General features: G+C 52.3%; 16 protein-coding genes. 5 read left to right on the forward strand and 11 right to left on the reverse strand.

Translation table 11 applies throughout. The features are described from left to right. Positions 1–18 precede the first annotated feature (18 nt). Together OGV79_RS05525 and OGV79_RS05530 are read right to left on the reverse strand one after the other, a co-directional pair. Positions 19–702 (reverse strand): fimbria/pilus chaperone family protein, encoded by a 684-nt coding sequence (locus tag OGV79_RS05525; RefSeq protein WP_012133912.1) that lies wholly within the window; start codon positions 700–702, stop codon positions 19–21. Positions 703–775: 73 nt separating this feature from the next. Further along, complete coding sequence (locus OGV79_RS05530) at positions 776–1483, reverse strand: DUF1120 domain-containing protein (protein ID WP_047459869.1); 708 nt, start codon at positions 1481–1483, stop codon at positions 776–778. A 642-nt stretch (positions 1484–2125) separates the two neighbouring features. Here OGV79_RS05530 and fdnG point away from each other — a divergent pair. Genes fdnG through fdhE form a run of 4 tightly spaced genes read left to right on the forward strand, consistent with a single transcriptional unit; the run spans position 2126 to position 7649 of the window. Continuing rightward, positions 2126–5176 (forward strand): formate dehydrogenase-N subunit alpha, encoded by a 3051-nt coding sequence (gene fdnG / locus OGV79_RS05535; RefSeq protein ID WP_115591159.1) that lies wholly within the window; start codon positions 2126–2128, stop codon positions 5174–5176. Between the two features lie 12 nt (positions 5177–5188). Then, positions 5189–6091: a formate dehydrogenase O subunit beta gene (gene fdoH, locus OGV79_RS05540; RefSeq protein WP_071259455.1), complete on the forward strand. Its 903-nt coding sequence runs from the start codon at positions 5189–5191 to the stop codon at positions 6089–6091. Next, a complete protein-coding gene (gene fdoI / locus OGV79_RS05545) occupies positions 6088–6723 on the forward strand; it encodes a formate dehydrogenase cytochrome b556 subunit (RefSeq protein ID WP_049011887.1) in 636 nt (211 codons plus the stop codon). The genes fdoH and fdoI overlap by 4 nt, the downstream gene beginning before the upstream one ends. Then, complete coding sequence (gene fdhE / locus OGV79_RS05550; protein WP_047459875.1) at positions 6720–7649, forward strand: formate dehydrogenase accessory protein FdhE; 930 nt, start codon at positions 6720–6722, stop codon at positions 7647–7649. Before fdoI ends, fdhE begins: the two co-directional genes overlap by 4 nt. Before the next feature lie 36 nt (positions 7650–7685). On the opposite strand, the gene OGV79_RS05555 is transcribed toward fdhE, so the two are convergent. The 9 genes from OGV79_RS05555 to OGV79_RS05595 all read right to left on the reverse strand — a co-directional run bounded on the left by OGV79_RS05555 (position 7686) and on the right by OGV79_RS05595 (position 16754). Further along, a complete protein-coding gene (locus OGV79_RS05555; protein WP_047459878.1) occupies positions 7686–8060 on the reverse strand; it encodes a type II toxin-antitoxin system VapC family toxin in 375 nt (124 codons plus the stop codon). Beyond that, entirely contained in the window at positions 8057–8302 is a 246-nt protein-coding gene (locus OGV79_RS05560) for a ribbon-helix-helix domain-containing protein (protein WP_162790489.1), read from the reverse strand. Before OGV79_RS05560 ends, OGV79_RS05555 begins: the two co-directional genes overlap by 4 nt. Before the next feature lie 312 nt (positions 8303–8614). Beyond that, entirely contained in the window at positions 8615–9556 is a 942-nt protein-coding gene (gene fabY / locus OGV79_RS05565; protein ID WP_024130670.1) for a fatty acid biosynthesis protein FabY, read from the reverse strand. A 44-nt stretch (positions 9557–9600) separates the two neighbouring features. Beyond that, positions 9601–10038 (reverse strand): D-aminoacyl-tRNA deacylase, encoded by a 438-nt coding sequence (gene dtd, locus OGV79_RS05570; protein WP_047459887.1) that lies wholly within the window; start codon positions 10036–10038, stop codon positions 9601–9603. Further along, a complete protein-coding gene (locus tag OGV79_RS05575) occupies positions 10035–10907 on the reverse strand; it encodes a virulence factor BrkB family protein (protein ID WP_012133924.1) in 873 nt (290 codons plus the stop codon). The genes dtd and OGV79_RS05575 overlap by 4 nt, the downstream gene beginning before the upstream one ends. After that, positions 10901–11500: a glucose-1-phosphatase gene (gene yihX, locus OGV79_RS05580; protein WP_047459890.1), complete on the reverse strand. Its 600-nt coding sequence runs from the start codon at positions 11498–11500 to the stop codon at positions 10901–10903. Before yihX ends, OGV79_RS05575 begins: the two co-directional genes overlap by 7 nt. 352 nt (positions 11501–11852) lie before the next feature. Next, complete coding sequence (locus OGV79_RS05585) at positions 11853–14585, reverse strand: autotransporter outer membrane beta-barrel domain-containing protein (protein WP_286468086.1); 2733 nt, start codon at positions 14583–14585, stop codon at positions 11853–11855. Positions 14586–15021: 436 nt separating this feature from the next. Then, positions 15022–15825 (reverse strand): DeoR/GlpR family DNA-binding transcription regulator, encoded by an 804-nt coding sequence (locus OGV79_RS05590; RefSeq protein WP_012133927.1) that lies wholly within the window; start codon positions 15823–15825, stop codon positions 15022–15024. 32 nt (positions 15826–15857) lie between these two features. Further along, positions 15858–16754 (reverse strand): sugar kinase, encoded by an 897-nt coding sequence (locus OGV79_RS05595; RefSeq protein WP_200076280.1) that lies wholly within the window; start codon positions 16752–16754, stop codon positions 15858–15860. A 166-nt stretch (positions 16755–16920) separates the two neighbouring features. On the opposite strand from OGV79_RS05595, the gene yihU reads away from it, so the two are divergent. After that, on the forward strand, positions 16921–17817 hold the full coding sequence (yihU, locus tag OGV79_RS05600; RefSeq protein ID WP_024130674.1) for a sulfolactaldehyde 3-reductase: 897 nt from the start codon (positions 16921–16923) through the stop codon (positions 17815–17817). Positions 17818–17835 lie beyond the last annotated feature (18 nt).

The raw sequence follows: 17835 nt of genomic DNA on the forward strand, positions 1-17835 counted from the left end.
ACAATAAACTGAGATTAATTATTTTATTTCTGCAACAAAACTCTTCGCCTTATAGCCATAGCGCGTAGCAGGATACATTTCGATATTTTTATCCAGTGCGGATAATGTGGTCGAGGCATGGGCACTTATTGTTTCACCCGGCAGAATATAAGCCTTTGGTAAATCAGCGTGCGCGCCTGATGGCAATAATTTTACTTTCTGCTCCAGACGGATAACATAAGGCGTTTTATTTTCCACGCTGAGTTTTCCGCCGCGCATATGCCACTGGAGATCTTTCCACGGCTCCATATTCACGTCTAAACCCGAAGGATGAATAATGACGGGAAGGTTTTGGCTAAAGACCACTTTAACTTTGTTTTTATCCCGTTGCGGGATGGTCGTAAAAATAACGCGCTTCAAATGCTCAACTTTTAACGGCTCCGCGCTATTTTTAAGAACGAATCGCACACGTTGCGTCTTACCGGCATCAACACGCGTAACGGGTTGCGTGACAATCAGACCAGGCTGAGGATCGTCTGGAAGATTGACGATTTTGGTATACAAGAGCTGGGCATCAGCATCGGTGTTTTTAACATCCATACTGCCGCCTTGCTCTTCTTCATTAATCAGCAGCAGCGACGTGTCGGGCACCATCCCGGCAGCCAGACAGTTAAATGACGCCAATAAACAGGCGCAGATTAATGTTTTCTTGAAGGAAAGCATAATATTAGTCCATTAATATTCATAACTGCTCCCCATAGTAATATGGGGAGCATCTACGATACGTGCAGTGTAATTACAGATATACCAGCTCTACGGTGGTTAAGCCGTCAAGCGTCGCTTCATCGGTAATTTGCAGATCGTCTGTCGGGTTGATAATCGCGGACACACCGACGTTAAAGTTGACTTTTGTTTGCGGTTCTGGCGCATCAGCCGAGCTTTTACCAAAGCTGTAAACCTCGCTGTTATTATTTATAATCTGCATATAGCTGTTGCCTGCTTTTGTTCCCCAGGTAGTGCCGTCATTTGCTGAGAAATAGGCAATCAGATTATCGCCATTGCCGTTAGTCAGCGTTCCTGAATCAATCTGAATACCCAGCGCATATGCCCCAATTTTCTGGCTACCGTACAGCCCCAGGCCAAAAAGATAATTAGCAGAAGAAATGAAATCAGTCGATGCGAAATTAATGGCATAACCGGTGGTCGGTACAGAAGCGCTATGCATATCAGTAAAAGAAACGCCGACACGCGTATCTTCTTCACAGGTAATGGCGACTGGCACGGTTTTAATGTCAGGCAGTGCGGTTGGCGCAGTTGAATTTAATGACGCCACTTTGATGGTGCCAAAATCAGCGATACCGCCGCCGCTTGGGAATGACGGAATACAGGAAGCAGGAACAATTTTCCCTGATACTTTAATATCAACGCTCGGTGCCGCCATAACGGAAGAAGCCGTCAGCGCCAGCACAGACACCATCAGGCTTTTTTTAAAAAAAACATTCATTTTTATTTCCTTATAAAAGAAGCCACTTTATATAATGATGACCTCTGCATATTTCAAAAAATTGACATGACACCAACATACAATATTGGTTGGCGAAATTTATCATTTGTCAAAAAACCATACAATCGAAAGATTATTTTTAAGAATTTATTCCAGGAAAATCCTCAAAGGAAATCCTTATATACATTCACCAGACATATATAAAGATTCATATAAAAGATTAAATCCCGTTATTGTATAAATAATAAATATTATCTACCGCCAGAAAAGTCGATCCATCCAGAACTACCGATAAAGAATGCTGATACCTCATCTCTTTTCGAACAACAACACAATTATTTAACATAGTGATGATTACGCAGCGAAATTTATTAACTCCAAAGTATTAGTTCCTGCTTTTTCGGTTGCAAAGATCGTCAGTCATTATGCATCAATGTGATAAACATCACATTTTCATGTTGCCATCATGAAAACTCATTCACTTTTATTTAACCGCAACAGAACACACCTACCAACATTATGGTATCCTGAGTTATATCCCTCCCGGAACTGAGGGAATGCGCAAATTCTTCCCTTTGCGGCCGGTTTCATGGTGGTCCGCAAAGTAAAACTACATAGCAATGTCGAAACAAGGAGCAAACCATGCAGGTCAGCAGAAGGCAGTTCTTTAAGATCTGCGCTGGCGGTATGGCAGGCACCACGGCGGCGGCACTGGGTTTCGCACCCAGCGTAGCGCTAGCGGAAACACGGCAATATAAATTGCTGCGCACCCGCGAAACCCGTAACACCTGCACTTACTGTTCCGTTGGTTGTGGGCTGTTAATGTACAGCCTCGGCGACGGTGCAAAAAACGCCAAAGCATCTATCTTCCACATCGAGGGCGATCCGGATCATCCGGTCAGCCGTGGCGCGCTTTGCCCGAAAGGGGCCGGTCTGGTGGACTTCATTCACTCCGAAAGCCGCCTGAAATACCCGGAATACCGCGCGCCAGGTTCAGATAAATGGCAGCAAATCAGTTGGGATGAGGCATTCGACCGCATCGCTAAACTGATGAAAGAAGACCGCGACGCCAACTACGTTGCGCAGAACGCCGAAGGCGTGACCGTTAACCGCTGGCTCTCCACCGGGATGCTGTGCGCTTCCGCATCCAGTAACGAAACCGGCTATTTAACGCAAAAATTCTCCCGCGCGCTCGGTATGCTCGCGGTCGACAACCAGGCGCGTGTCTGACACGGACCAACGGTAGCAAGTCTTGCTCCAACATTTGGTCGCGGTGCGATGACCAACCACTGGGTCGACATGAAGAACGCCAACCTCATCGTGGTGATGGGCGGTAACGCCGCTGAAGCCCACCCGGTAGGGTTCCGTTGGGCGATGGAAGCTAAAATTCACAACGGCGCGAAGCTGATTGTGATTGATCCTCGCTTCACGCGTACGGCGTCGGTGGCCGATTTCTATGCCCCTATCCGTTCCGGTACTGACATTGCCTTCCTGTCAGGCGTACTGCTGTACCTGCTGAACAACGAAAAATACAACCGCGAATACACCGAAGCCTATACCAACGCCAGCCTGATCGTGCGTGAAGATTTTGGCTTCGAAGATGGCCTGTTTACGGGCTATGACGCGGATAAACGCAAGTACGACAAAACCAGTTGGGCCTACGAACTGGATGAAAATGGCTTCGCTAAACGCGATACCACGCTGCAACATCCTCGCTGCGTGTGGAACCTGCTCAAGCAGCACGTTTCCCGCTATACGCCGGAGGTAGTGGAAAATATCTGCGGCACGCCGAAAGCCGATTTCCTGAAAGTATGCGAATACATTGCGGAAACCAGCGTCAAAGATAAAACCGCGTCGTTCCTGTATGCCCTCGGCTGGACGCAGCACTCCATCGGCGCGCAAAACATCCGCACGATGGCGATGATCCAACTGTTGCTCGGCAACATGGGGATGGCTGGCGGCGGCGTCAACGCGCTGCGCGGTCACTCCAACATTCAGGGGCTGACTGACTTAGGGTTGCTGTCGCAAAGCCTGACGGGTTACATGACGCTGCCCAGCGAAAAACAGACCGACCTGCAAACCTACCTTGCCGCCAACACGCCAAAACCGCTGCTGGAAGGTCAGGTCAACTACTGGAGCAACTACCCGAAATTCTTCGTTTCTATGATGAAAGCCTTCTTTGGCGATAACGCAACGAAGGAAAACGACTGGGGCTTCGACTGGTTGCCGAAGTGGGACAAAGGGTACGACGTCCTGCAATACTTCGAGATGATGAACGAAGGCAAGGTCAATGGCTATCTCTGCCAGGGCTTTAACCCGGTCGCCTCATTCCCGAACAAAAACAAAGTGGTTGCGTCACTCTCTAAACTGAAGTTCCTGGTGACTATCGACCCGCTCAATACCGAAACGTCCACCTTCTGGCAAAACCACGGTGAGTCGAACGATGTTGATCCGTCGAAAATCCAGACCGAAGTGTTCCGTCTGCCGTCAACCTGCTTTGCCGAAGAGAACGGCTCTATCGTCAACTCCGGCCGCTGGCTGCAATGGCACTGGAAAGGCGCGGACGCCCCCGGCGACGCCGTAACCGACGGCGAGATCCTGGCCGGTATCTTCTTACGCCTGCGTAAGATGTACGCCGAGCAAGGCGGCGCGAACCCGGAACAGGTGCTGAATATGACCTGGAACTACTCCACGCCGCATGAACCGTCTTCGGAAGAAGTGGCGATGGAAAGTAACGGTAAGGCGCTGGCCGATCTTATCGACCCGGCAACGGGGGCGGTGATCGTGAAGAAAGGCCAACAGCTCAGCTCGTTCGCCCAGCTACGTGACGATGGCACCACGTCCAGCGGATGCTGGATTTTCGCCGGTAGCTGGACGCCGGAAGGCAACCAGATGGCGCGCCGCGATAACTCCGATCCGTCAGGCCTCGGCAATACGCTGGGGTGGGCATGGGCATGGCCGCTGAACCGCCGCATTCTGTATAACCGCGCCTCCGCAGACCCACAGGGCAACCCGTGGGATCCGAAGCGCCAAATCCTGAAATGGGATGGCGCGAAATGGGGCGGGATGGATATCCCGGACTACAGCGCCGCTGCGCCGGGTAGCAACGTCGGGCCGTTCATCATGCAGCCGGAAGGGATGGGTCGCCTGTTCGCGCTCGACAAGATGGCGGAAGGGCCGTTCCCGGAACACTACGAGCCGTTTGAAACGCCGCTGGGGACGAACCCGCTGCACCCGAACGTTATCTCCAACCCTGCCGCCCGTATCTTTAAAGGCGACGCAGAGGCGTTGGGTAAAGCCGATAAGTTCCCTTACGTCGGAACAACTTACCGTCTGACCGAGCACTTCCACTACTGGACCAAACACGCGCTGCTTAACGCTATCGCGCAGCCGGAACAGTTTGTGGAGATCGGCGAGAAGCTGGCGAACAAGCTCGGTATCGCACATGGCGATACCGTAAAAGTCTCCTCCAACCGTGGCTATATCAAAGCTAAGGCGGTAGTGACCAAGCGCATTCGCACGCTGAAAGCAGACGGCAAGGATATCGATACCATCGGTATTCCTATTCATTGGGGCTACGAAGGGGTGGCGAAAAAAGGCTTTATCGCCAATACGCTCACACCATTCGTCGGTGATGCGAACACGCAGACACCGGAGTTCAAGTCCTTCCTGGTGAATGTGGAAAAGGTGTAACGGAGACGACCTATGGCTTATCAATCGCAAGACATCGTTCGTCGTTCCGCGACTAACGGTTTCACTCCCGCGCCACAGGCGCGGGATCACCAGCAAGAGGTGGCGAAGCTTATCGACGTCACCACCTGTATTGGCTGTAAAGCCTGTCAGGTGGCCTGTTCGGAATGGAACGATATTCGTGATGAAGTGGGCAGCAACATCGGGGTGTACGACAACCCGGCTGATCTGACCGCAAAATCCTGGACGGTGATGCGCTTCTCGGAAGTGGAGCAAGACGACAAACTGGAATGGCTTATCCGTAAGGATGGCTGTATGCACTGCGCCGATCCGGGCTGCCTGAAGGCATGTCCGGCAGAAGGGGCTATCATTCAGTATGCCAACGGCATTGTCGACTTCCAGTCTGAACAGTGTATCGGCTGCGGCTACTGCATCGCCGGCTGTCCGTTCGATGTGCCACGCCTCAACCCGGACGACAACCGCGTTTATAAATGTACGCTGTGCGTTGACCGCGTGGTGGTGGGGCAAGAACCGGCCTGCGTGAAGACTTGCCCGACTGGCGCTATCCACTTTGGTTCCAAAGAGGCGATGAAAACGCTGGCAGGCGAACGTGTGGCTGAGCTGAAAACCCGTGGTTACGACAATGCAGGTCTGTACGATCCGGCGGGCGTCGGCGGTACTCACGTCATGTACGTGCTGCACCATGCCGACAAACCGAATCTGTACCACGGTCTGCCGGAAAACCCGGAAATCAGCGCGACGGTGAAATTCTGGAAAGGCATCTGGAAACCTCTCGCAGCGGTCGGCTTTGCTGCGACCTTTGCGGCCAGCATCTTCCACTATGTCGGTGTCGGCCCGAACCGTGCAGATGAGGAAGAAGACAATCTGCATGAAGAGAAAGACGAGGTGCGCAAATGAAACGACGTGACACCATCGTGCGCTATACGGCGCCGGAACGCATCAACCACTGGGTAACCGCCTTCTGTTTCGTACTGGCGGCGGTGAGCGGACTGGGCTTTTTGTTCCCGTCCTTCAACTGGCTGATGCATATCATGGGCACCCCACAGCTGGCGCGCATTGTGCACCCGTTCGTGGGCGTGATCATGTTCGCCTCATTCATCATCATGTTTTTCCGTTACTGGCACCACAATCTAATCAATCGGGATGATATCTTTTGGGCGAAGAATATTCGTAAGATCGTCGTCAACGAGGAAGTCGGCGACACCGGACGTTATAACTTCGGCCAGAAATGCGTATTCTGGGCGGCGATTATTTTCCTGGTCCTGTTGCTGGTCAGTGGAGTGATCATCTGGCGTCCGTATTTTGCGCCTGCTTTCTCAATCCCGGTGATCCGATTCGCGTTAATGCTGCATTCATTTGCCGCAGTAGCGTTAATTGTGGTTATCATGGTGCACATTTACGCCGCCCTCTGGGTGAAAGGCACCATTACCGCGATGGTGGAGGGATGGGTAACCCGGTCATGGGCGAAGAAACATCACCCGCGCTGGTACCGTGAAGTCCGCCAGAAACAGGAAAAGTCATCTGAATGAGTATTCGCATAATCCCGCAAGATGAGCTGGAGAAGAGCGAGAAACGTACGGCGGATATGATTCCGCCGTTATTGTTCCCCCGGCTCAAAAATTTGTATAACCGCCGCGCCGAGCGTCTGCGCGAGCTGGCCGAAAACAACCCGCTGGGCGATTACCTGCGCTTTGCCGCGCTGATCGCACATGCCCAGGAAGTGGTGCTGTACGACCATCCGCTGGAGATGGATCTAACCGCGCGCATCAAAGAAGCGAACGCGCAGGGCAAACCGCCGCTGGACATTCACGTTTTACCGCGCGATAAGCACTGGCAGAAACTGCTGCATTCGCTGATTGCTGAGCTGAAACCGGAGATGAGCGGCCCCGCGCTGGCGGTAATCGAAAATCTGGAGAAGGCTTCGGAACAGGAACTGGAGCAAATGGCGAGCGCGCTGTTTGAATCCGATTTTGCCTCCGTCAGCAGTGATAAGGCCCCGTTTATCTGGGCGGCGCTGTCGCTCTATTGGGCGCAAATGGCCAGCCTGATCCCCGGTAAAGCCCGTGCGGAGTACGGCGAACAGCGTCAGTATTGCCCGGTATGCGGCTCAATGCCGGTTTCCAGCATGGTGCAAATCGGCACCACGCAGGGTCTGCGTTACCTGCACTGCAACCTGTGCGAAACCGAGTGGCATGTGGTGCGCGTCAAATGCAGCAACTGCGAGCAGAGTCGCGATCTGCACTACTGGTCGCTGGATAACGAACAGGCGTCGATTAAAGCAGAAAGCTGTGGTGACTGCGGTACTTACCTGAAAATTCTGTATCAGGAAAAAGACCCGAAAGTGGAAGCCGTCGCCGACGATCTCGCCTCACTGGTGCTCGACGCGCGCATGGAGCAAGAGGGCTTTGCCCGCAGCTCCATCAACCCGTTCCTGTTCCCGGGCGAAGGGGAGTAATTCTGACGTCAGGTCGGGTGGTGCGTGCCGCCCGGCTTATAAATGATAAGGCGTAATGACTCCCGGAATCCCCGCGAAGTCCTTTGTATTGCGCGTCACGAGCGCAAAACGATGAATGTGCGCTGTAGCCAGAATAACCGCATCCGGCAACTTCATCCCGTATTCCTGCCTGAGACTGACACTTCTTTCGGCAATATCCTGTGAAACGCCGATAACGTTAAAAGCGCTCAATGCTATACGTGTGCGGGATTCCTGATGGTACTTTTTTGCCCCTACCATCACTTCCATCCAGGTAATGAGACTAATGGCATTCTGGGGTGAGTAAGCTTCGAGAGCCTTCTTCGCTTCATCACGCCCGCTAAATAAATCAATGAGAATATTGGTGTCAAACAACACCGGACCTTTAATCATTGCCACTCCTCGCGGAGCTTCCTTTCGTATTCAACGCCATCTTCTTCGCAACCTTGCCAGAGCCCCAGCGCATCGGAAATAGTGGTTTCGGCTTGTCCCTGCCTTTCCAGGTATTGTTCAACTGCTTCGCGTAATAGCTCTGCTCGCGGAAGATTACGCTGTTGTTTGAGGTCATCAAGCCGCTTGATAACTTCATCTGATAAATCAAGTAATATTCTGCCCATTTCCATCCCAGCCATCATACTCATATATACCTCCAGTATATCATTGGCGATTAATTTTCAAACAACATACACCGATGAAAGACCAGAAAAAAGACTCTATGAGCGCGATTTTTGCTTTTACGAGCCGCTTTCCAGAATTGCAACCTCGTCAGCACTCCCCGTTTCTTTTCGCTAAAAACCAGGTTATAACGCTGTATATCCATACAGATTAAGGGAGTAAAAATGGCACTGGAAAGCGGTATTGCACAGCTGGTTGAGGCGTTTATCGCTGCGGGTCGCCCCTCTTCACGGGCGCAAAATATCGAATAAAGGGGGATGACCCCCTTTATCCTACTCTTCCTCGTTGCCGCCCTCTTCATAAGGGCCAAACGGTTTTGCCGGCAATACGATATAAATACCTTCAAAAACTGCGCCTGACGTCTCGTCGCCAAACAACTCCACTTGCAGTTGCACGCGTGCTTTACGGCCTCGCGCCAGCCTGTCCAGATCGCCGCTCAACGACCCCAGATCGGCGATTGCGCTGGGTTTGCCGCTGATGGGTCTGCTGTAGCGAATATGCGCATCGGCGAGAATAATCGTACCGCCCAGATGACGCTCGCGCAGCATGAGCCAGATCAGCCCCCAGCCGGTAAGCGTTGCCAGTGAAAACAAACTCCCGGCAAACAACGTGTGGTGCGGATTCTGATTGCCCGTTTCAGGCATGGTCGTAATAAATTTCTGACCAGTGTACTGCTGAATGCGCACCCCCATTTTTTCACTTAACGGGATGTGCTCATACCAGGCCTGCTGAAGCTGCCCACACCAGTCGCCACGGTGCAGAATGTCATCCAGCGTCGCGACCGGTTTAATCATCAGAAAATGGCGAACCGGCGTGGTTTGCGGGGTCGTGATTTCCCCTTGATTCACAAAGCCAAGTTTGGCGAAGAACGCTACCGCATCTTCACGGGCGCTACAGGTGACGCGTTTTACCCCTTCCTGGCGCGCCACGGACTCCAGGGTCATCGCCATCAACGTTCCCAGCCCTTTATCCTGAACAGACGGTTCAACGGCCATGAAACGAATAGAGGCTTCGTTATCCGCATTGATATACAAACGCCCTACCGCAACCAGGTTCCCCTCTTCATCCACCACCATTTGATGATGCGCCATCGCATCCCAGGCATCGCGTTCGGAGCCTTTCGGCTGGTGGAGCGGTTTGCGCAGCATTTCCCAGCGAAACTGGTAGTAACGCGCTAATTCTTCTTCTGTTTGCGGTACTCGAAGGTGATACATAGCTGTACTCTCTCTTGTTACCCGCGGCCACGCCGGAAGCTGGCTCATACCTGTAGCCAGAACGTTACGGGGCCATCATTGACCAGCGAGACCTGCATATCGGCAGCGAAACGTCCGGTTTGCGTGTTCATTTCCTGTTGGCGGCAGCGCTCAACAAAGTATTCATACAGCGCTTCAGCGCGATCCGGCGCGGCGCCTCTTGAGAAGCCCGGTCGCATACCGCGTTCAGTATCGGCGGCCAGCGTAAATTGCGACACCACCAGCACGCTTCCCCCCGCCTGTTGCACGTTGAGATTCATTTTGCCTTCGGCATCGCTAAAAATTCGATAACCGAGCACGCGCTCGCACAGGCGATTCGCTTTCTGTTCGTCATCATCCCTTTCGACACCTAATAACACTAAAAGTCCCTGGCCGATTTCACCCGTCACCTCGCCCTCCACGGTGACGCTGGCACGGGTTACGCGCTGAATTAATGCAATCATGATTGGTCTGCTTCTTCTTGTTCTGCGGCTTGTTTGAGTTTGCGGTATTCCCCGAGAGTGACAGTTATTTCGGCACCAAGCAAGACGATACACCATGTCCAGTACACCCAGACAAACAAAATGGGGATAACCGCCAGCACGCCGTAAATCAACTGATATGACGGGAACATGGTGATATAAAGCGCGAATCCTTTCTTTCCTGCTTCGAACAGTACCGCTGCGACAAAAGCGCCGACGACGGCATCGCGGTTTGGTACGCGCGTGGTCGGCACAATGCTGTACAGCAGCCAGAACGAAATCCAGGAGAGAATCAGAGGGAATACCCTCAGGACGTTATCGATAACCGTGTTGAGCTCGCTGGCCCAGCGCAGAGAAAGCAGATAGGAGCTGATCGCCAGGCTGGCGCCCGCCAGCAGTGGCCCCAGGGTCAGAATCATCCAGTAAACGGCGAAAGAATACACTTTTGGACGCGTGCGTTTGCTACGCCAGATGGTGTTCAGGGCGCTGTCGATGGCATACATCAGCAACAGCGCCGTGACGATCAGTCCACAAGCGCCTACCGCCGTCATTTTGTTGGAATTTGCGACGAACTGCTCAATATAACGCTGAATAACATCTCCCGTCGCCGGGATGAAGTTAGCAAAAATAAAATGGCGTAACTGGAGGCTGACATCGGAAAACATGGGAAAGGCGGCGAAAAGCGCAAAAACGACGGCGATCAACGGCACTAACGAAAGCAACGAGACATAGGCCAGGTTCCCCGCCAGGGTGGTCATATTGTCCTCGTCAATGCGCTGCCACAACAGTTTAAGCCAGGCTCTGACTGGACGCGTATGATGCCTGGCTTTTTGATGCACGTTTTTTAGCATAACAACTTCGCGAAATAGTCCGGGATGGTCGTTTTATCCGTCACCAGAATACTGGTGATCCCCAACTGGTTAGCCCCTTCTATATTATCGGCGTTATCGTCAAAAAAGACCGTATCGGCGGCGGAAAAACCTTCTGTCTGCAAAACATGCTGGTAAATCCGCACCTCAGGTTTACGCATGCCCAATTCCTGGGACAGATAAATATGATCGGCAGCCTGGCGAACTTCAGGGTATTCATCCGGCCAGAAGGTCGTATGCAGACGGTTGGTATTAGACAATACGACGACACGATGCCCCTGCTCGCGAAGCTTATGCATGATGTCGATAACCTCGGGCCGTAATGCGACAAATACCGCCTGCCAGCCGTGGGAAAATTGCTCATAGCTCAGCGGCAACGCCATCTCATGGCACAGCGCTTCTGCGAAGGCTTCATCAGTGATCTCCCCCCGCTCATGCTGATGAAACGCCTCTCCCATCGTAAAACTTTGCTTCAACGAAGCCAGCGGGACACGGCTCAGGTCACTCCATGCACCTAACACGCGGTTGAAGTCGATATCGACAATCACATTACCTAAATCAAAGATATAGAGCATGATCCTCTCCTTGCAAGCCGTGGATGAATAACTGTAGCGGGAAAGCAGGAGTTTGACTATGCGCCGGACAGGGAAAAAATCGACTAACGCAACCGGAAAAAAGGCGATGCATTGCATCGCCTTAACACTTTTCGCCGGATGGCGGCTATGCCTTATCCGGCCTACAAAATAGCCCGTAGGCCCGGTAAGCGGTAGCGCCACCGGGCGCCTGCCGGATGCCTTATCCGGCCTACAAAATAGTCCGTAGGCCCGGTAAACGGTAGCGCCACCGGGCGACCTGCCGGATGGCGGCTTTGCCTTATCCGGCCTACAAAACAGTCCGTAGGCCCGGTAAGCTATCCGCCGTTATGGTTCAGAAGCTGTATTTCACCCCCAACATCGCTGCGGTATCACTGTAACTGTTGTCGCCTACCTGCTGAGCTACGTTCCCCCACACCTGCAAACGCGGGTTAATTTGCCCTTCCACACCAACTTTCAGCTCACCAATATTTTTGGTGCCGCTGATTTCATCCCGGATCGCCCCCATCTGGACGCTCTGGTTGTGGGTATTGTGGAGCCAGTTTGCTTCAACAAACGGCTGAAACTCACGGTCTTTGCCGTCATCAATGGCGTTATGGCCTTTCAGGTATGCGCGCACACCGAGTCGGGTCATCAGGTTGCCGTCAGTTTTGTCTTTCACCTGGGTGCCGTTGCTTTCACGGTGCGAGTCGGCCTGCACGTCCATCCAGATCACCTGGGCTTTTGGCTGGAGCCAGTAACTCGTACGCTCGCTTTCGCCTATCAGGAAGGTGTATCCCCCTTCGATAGATGCCGTGATACCGTCAGATTTGTATTTTTCACTGGCAAGATGGTCACCCTGCACGGTGTTATCAAACCAGTTATAGAGCACCCAGCTATCCAGATACGTACCGGTTTTATCCGCTTCATTCGCATACCACGTCGCATACAACCCCGCACTGTAGCCGTTCACATGACCGCGTGAAGCGTAGCCATTATGGGTGTTATGCGTTTTACTTTTCTGATTGGCGTAACCCGCCATCACCCCCAGATGCCAGCGGTCGAGACCATCGCTGCTCCACTGCGCCAGGTCGCCGCCAATCTGCAATACATAGCGATTAGCCTGCGTTTTCAGCTGCTTGCTGCCATCAGTAAAGCGCATATGACCACCTACGTTACGCATCCACATGCTGGTCACTTTCTGCTCGCCCGTTAATATGTCGGTGTACTGGGTTTCACCCAGGCGATCGTGCAGACGGGTGATAAACAGCGTATTAGCGGCATAGTTGTTCGCCAGATAGCTACCAAACTCCGGGCGGTATTGATGTTCACCAGGTTCAGGCGCTGGCGGCAGCGGCGGCTCTGGTGGCGCAGGGGGCTCAACAGGATCGACCGGCCCTGGCGGCGTTGGTGGTTCCACGGGATCAACCGGCCCTGGTGGTGCTGGCGGGTCCACCGGGTCAACCGGTCCCGGCGGTGTTGGTGGATCGACCGGGTCCGGGTTTTCTGGTTCCGGTTCCGGCTCAGGTTCTGGTTCTGGTTCTGGCTCCACCGGGCTTAGCTGGCTGGTGAGATACCAGTTACTGGCATTTTTCACCACGTCATAGTCATAGCCGCCCGCCACAATACGTCCGGCTTTGGTGAACGTTCCGTCGGAAACGCCCTCAACGTCCACAATCTCAATACCGTTAAGGGTCAGATCGCCCACACCGCCGATGTTATTGATGCCTACATTGGTATTGCCGGAGGTATCCCCTTTGACGATCAGTTTATCGGTAAAAGAATCATCGCCTTCAAGCACGGTGTTCAACACCAGTAACGCATCTGTGCCGGTGTAGTTGCCCATCACGGTCAGGGTTTTAAAGGTACTTTCGTCATCGCGGGACACGCCATCTGCGCTATAACGCAATGTGGCCTGGTTCAGCGTCAGAGTAGAGACCACAGAGTTCCCGGTCATCGTCCATTCGCTGTTTGCACCGTTCATGTTGAGATTTATTGTGGCACGAAGCGATGTTGTATTTTCCAATTGTGATGAGTTGGCTATACCGACAAACTGGCTGCCATCATCCATTGTAAGGTCAATAATGCCACTCGAACGCGCATACAAATTGCCCTCAATATCATAGATACCAGAGCTTGCGGTATCCGTTGCGGCATCCCAGGAGCGGATTAAACCTTTACTTTGGTAGGCATACATCGCATAGGCATTATTGCCTGTCACTTTAATGGTTGTATTCCCACCCAGATTTACTCTGGAAAAGTCACTGTTGGCGTAAGCATAGATACCATTCGCCCCGTTCCCGGTTGTCGTGATATCAGTGTTATTAAGGTTAATCTCACCTTTTCGTCCCGCATAAACCCCATGAGCATTCGAACCAGAAGTGGTGATTTTTGCAGTCCCATTGATCGTGACATCCGCAACGCCTGCCGCGCTACCAAATAAATCTCCAGGATCTTTACCAGCATAAATACCATAGCCAGAATTTGCACCACCATTACCTCGGGTTACAACATCAGCATTCCCATGAATAATAATAGAAGATTTCGCACTCGTATTTACTCTGGAGATATTTGCGCGTAGTCCCATGCCGTCAGAAGCATCGACAGAAACATTACCGCTGACTTCAACAATTGAGTAAGCGCTGTTAAGTTCGCGTCCCAGATTAATCCCATCAGAACTGGTTCCGGTCGTGGTAATCTTGATATTTTCCGCTTCCAGCCTCCCCCCTGCGTTTTTGGAGTGAATACCGTCAGCTTCAGATCCCGTGGTGTTAATTACCAGGTCTTTAAATTTGTACCCCGTTGAATCAAGATAGACTCCCCACCCCTGAAGCGGTGTGGTTATACCATTCTGGCTGGTATTAATTAATACTTCATCAAACGTGGTGTAATCACGAGAACCACCATTCAGAGGATTACCAAAATAATAGATCGTCGTATCATCGCAGAAAAATTGCGTACTGGAGGATTGGCTACATCCTGCTGCCAGAACGTGTCCACTCAACCCGCTCAACGCCAGCGCACTGGCGATACAGAGCGCAAGCTTTGCCGGGATCGGCGTTTTTTGAATAAGACGAGAAGATTTCATGAGAGCCACCTTTTCCGTAAGGCTTTTTTATTCGGATAAAAGCATCAAAGACGCGTGCATAAGATATTTATAAAAGGCGAAATCCATCCGCTCATCTTTAAATAATTAAAGAGTCAGAGTTCAAAGGCGTAATGAATTGTCACCTTAGCAGAATAAATACAAGTATTCATTTAATCTGTCAATGTACGGCAGGGGCTCATGAGATAACAGTAAATAAAATGCACCTTATTTATTGGCATTATTCTTAATAACTATTTTTATAAAATAAAAGCATCTCCGGCAGGGAAATAAACGCCTTATAAAACAACAGCTATCAGGGTAACAATAAGCAGGCGGTTTTTATTTTAAGATTTTTATATCACCACCAAGATGATTATATATTTGACAAAAAGGTGAAAAAGAACCGTCTAAAAAGACGGTTCTTTTTATAACCCCTTCAGACTGACGTTGCATCATCCTGGCCTGGGCTAACCTGGACAATCTCAACCTGCTGTGACTGAAGCAGGTTATGCAATGCCGGGCCAGGGTACTCATCAGTAAACAGCGCCGTTACCTGCGACACGTTGCCAATCTCTACCGCTGCGGAAGCATGGTATTTCGTATGATCGGCAGCAAGGAGAATATGCCGGGAATGAGCCATCATGGTTTTCACCACACTGGCTTCATTGACGTCAAACTCCAGCAACGCGCCATCGCTTTCTATCGCGCCGACGCTGGTGACAAGATAGTCCGCACGAAACCCCGCCACAAACGCCGTCGCAGAAGGGCCGATAATGCCGCTGTTATGCGGGCGAAGCGTTCCGCCAGGCACCATCACTTCAAAACGCGGATTATTGTACAGAATATGCGCCACACGCAGGCTGTTAGTGATAATTCGCAGATGATTGTGGTTTAACAGCGCCCGTGCTACCTGTTCAACGGTCGTACCAATGGTGATAAAGACCGTGGAGCCGTCTGGAATATAGTCCGCCACCGCTTCCGCGATGGCTTTTTTCTCTTCCGTCCAGGAGACTTCTCGCTGCTCAAAGGCGGTATTCACAACGCTGGAAGCCCGTCCCGCGCCACCGTGATGACGCGTAATCAATCCCTGATCGCTCAGTTTGCGGATATCGCGACGCACGGTCTGCGTGGACACATCCAGCAGGCCAGCCAGTTCGTCAATATTCATGTAACCGCGCTCGCCAATCAGCGCCAGCAACTGATCATGCCGTGGGTTACCGGTCAGTTCAGTAAGACTCATGCAAATTCCTCGAAAAACCATTGCCTTACATTTTATACAAAAAGTGACAGAAAAGATCGGGTTTGATCACAGTCAGGGATTCCGGCACGCCCGCCAGGTCGGGTGCATTTCAGTGCGGCCACGCCGCTGGCAAACCTGACGGCCTCTTCGACCGGCGCTCCACCCGCCAGGCTAAAGGCGAGCGCACCGTGAAAAACATCCCCCGCGCCGGTGGTGTCGACCACCTCTACCGGGAATCCGGGTTGATGCCGAAAGACATTATCGTCTAACCAGTCGCATCCTTCACCGCCGCGCGTGACATAGACATGTCCATTTGTGAGCATTTGTGATTTTTTTAACGCGCTTACGGTATCCTGTATTCCCGTCAGGCGCGCCAGACCCGGTTCAGAGAAGGCGGCATGATCGCTTAACGCCACCAGCTCGCTGATGTCCTGTGGCGTCACATCGCCATCCAGAACCGTCATGACTCCGGCCCGGCGCGCCAGCGTGAACGCCCGTTTCGCCCCTTCATGCCAGCGAACATCCGCCAGCACCACATCCCATTGAGAAAAGTCGATCTCATTAAGCCAGTCAGCGTCATGCAATAAATCCGGGCTGGGATAATTGACGATAATCCGCTCCCCTTTCGCATCGACGATGACCGCAGACTGTGAGGACTTCGCCCCCGCGTAACGCCGGGTATAGCGGGTATTTACCCCCAGGGATTCCAGCTCCGCCAGCAGGCTGTTTCCGGTGTCGTCATCTCCCACACGCCCAATAAAGTCCACCTGCGCCCCCAGTTTCGCCGCAGCCACTGCGGCAGTTGCAGCAGGCCCGCCGCCCACTTCCGTATAACGTTTCGCCACATATTTACCTCCTTCAGTCGGTAAACCTTCAACGTAATAGATGCGATCCATCACGGTGATACCCACACAAGCAACACGAATCATGGTCATTCCTTAAGCATTTCGGGATGCGATTATTTTAATTTCGCAAAATGTTTAAAAAGTGACGGCTGTCAATTTTTTGACCATAAATTACAAATACGATCAAAAACAGACAAAATCAGCGTCACGCAAGTGACAAAAAATGACATTCACGTTTCAGGAGAACGATATGGCAGTGATTGCATTTGTCGGATTAGGCCAGATGGGTTCGCCCATGGCGAGTAATTTGCTCAAGCAGGGCCATCAGCTCAGCGTCTTTGATGTGAACCCCGACGCCATACAGACCCTGGTGGAAAAAGGCGCTCGTCCGGCCAGCAGCCCGGCGCAGGCGGCGAAAGAGGCCGAGTTTGTCATCACAATGCTGCCTAATGGCGATCTCGTTCGCAGCGTGTTATTCGGCGATCAAGGCGTTTGCGAAGGCTTGTCGCAGGACGCGCTGGTGATCGATATGTCCACCATCCATCCGCTACAGACGGACAAACTTATCGCAGATATGCGCGCCAGAGGGTTCAGCATGATGGATGTCCCGGTCGGTCGAACGTCCGATCACGCCATTGCGGGGACGTTGCTATTACTGGCAGGCGGCAGCGCAGAACAGGTGGAGCGCGCAACGCCGGTACTGATGGCGATGGGCAATGAATTGATTAACGCTGGCGGCCCCGGCATGGGGATTCGCGTAAAGCTTATCAATAACTATATGAGCATCGCGCTGAATGCGCTTTCTGCCGAAGCCGCCGCGTTATGCGAAGCGCTGGGCCTCTCCTTCGACGTCGCGTTAAAAGTGATGAGCGGAACCCCGGCAGGCAAAGGCCACTTCACCACCTCCTGGCCCAACAAAGTGCTGAAAGGCGACCTTTCTCCCTCCTTCATGATCGATCTGGCGCACAAAGACCTGGGGATTGCGCTGGATGTTGCCAACCAACTGCATGTGCCGATGCCGCTCGGCGCCGCATCCCGTGAAGTTTATAACCAGGCTCGCGCCGCCGGTCGTGGCCGGGAAGACTGGACAGCCATTCTCGAACAGGTGCGTAACAGCGCCGGATTACCGAACAAATTCAAAATGTAACGACTGAATAAAGGAAAA

Origin of the sequence: Citrobacter sp. CK185 (assembly GCF_030333565.1) — a bacterium.
In the GTDB taxonomy this organism is placed as follows: Bacteria; Pseudomonadota; Gammaproteobacteria; order Enterobacterales; family Enterobacteriaceae; genus Citrobacter_B; species Citrobacter_B koseri.

Excerpts from the sequence above, each read along its gene's own strand:
- OGV79_RS05525 (WP_012133912.1), bottom strand. The coding sequence starts at position 702 with ATGCTTTCCTTCAAGAAAACATTAATCTGCGCCTGTTTATTGGCGTCA.
- OGV79_RS05530 (WP_047459869.1), bottom strand. The coding sequence starts at position 1,483 with ATGAATGTTTTTTTTAAAAAAAGCCTGATGGTGTCTGTGCTGGCGCTG.
- fdoH (WP_071259455.1), top strand. The coding sequence starts at position 5,189 with ATGGCTTATCAATCGCAAGACATCGTTCGTCGTTCCGCGACTAACGGT.
- fdoI (WP_049011887.1), top strand. The coding sequence starts at position 6,088 with ATGAAACGACGTGACACCATCGTGCGCTATACGGCGCCGGAACGCATC.
- fdhE (WP_047459875.1), top strand. The coding sequence starts at position 6,720 with ATGAGTATTCGCATAATCCCGCAAGATGAGCTGGAGAAGAGCGAGAAA.
- OGV79_RS05555 (WP_047459878.1), bottom strand. The coding sequence starts at position 8,060 with ATGATTAAAGGTCCGGTGTTGTTTGACACCAATATTCTCATTGATTTA.
- OGV79_RS05560 (WP_162790489.1), bottom strand. The coding sequence starts at position 8,302 with ATGATGGCTGGGATGGAAATGGGCAGAATATTACTTGATTTATCAGAT.
- fabY (WP_024130670.1), bottom strand. The coding sequence starts at position 9,556 with ATGTATCACCTTCGAGTACCGCAAACAGAAGAAGAATTAGCGCGTTAC.
- dtd (WP_047459887.1), bottom strand. The coding sequence starts at position 10,038 with ATGATTGCATTAATTCAGCGCGTAACCCGTGCCAGCGTCACCGTGGAG.
- OGV79_RS05575 (WP_012133924.1), bottom strand. The coding sequence starts at position 10,907 with ATGCTAAAAAACGTGCATCAAAAAGCCAGGCATCATACGCGTCCAGTC.
- yihX (WP_047459890.1), bottom strand. The coding sequence starts at position 11,500 with ATGCTCTATATCTTTGATTTAGGTAATGTGATTGTCGATATCGACTTC.
- OGV79_RS05585 (WP_286468086.1), bottom strand. The coding sequence starts at position 14,585 with ATGAAATCTTCTCGTCTTATTCAAAAAACGCCGATCCCGGCAAAGCTT.
- OGV79_RS05590 (WP_012133927.1), bottom strand. The coding sequence starts at position 15,825 with ATGAGTCTTACTGAACTGACCGGTAACCCACGGCATGATCAGTTGCTG.
- OGV79_RS05595 (WP_200076280.1), bottom strand. The coding sequence starts at position 16,754 with ATGATTCGTGTTGCTTGTGTGGGTATCACCGTGATGGATCGCATCTAT.
- yihU (WP_024130674.1), top strand. The coding sequence starts at position 16,921 with ATGGCAGTGATTGCATTTGTCGGATTAGGCCAGATGGGTTCGCCCATG.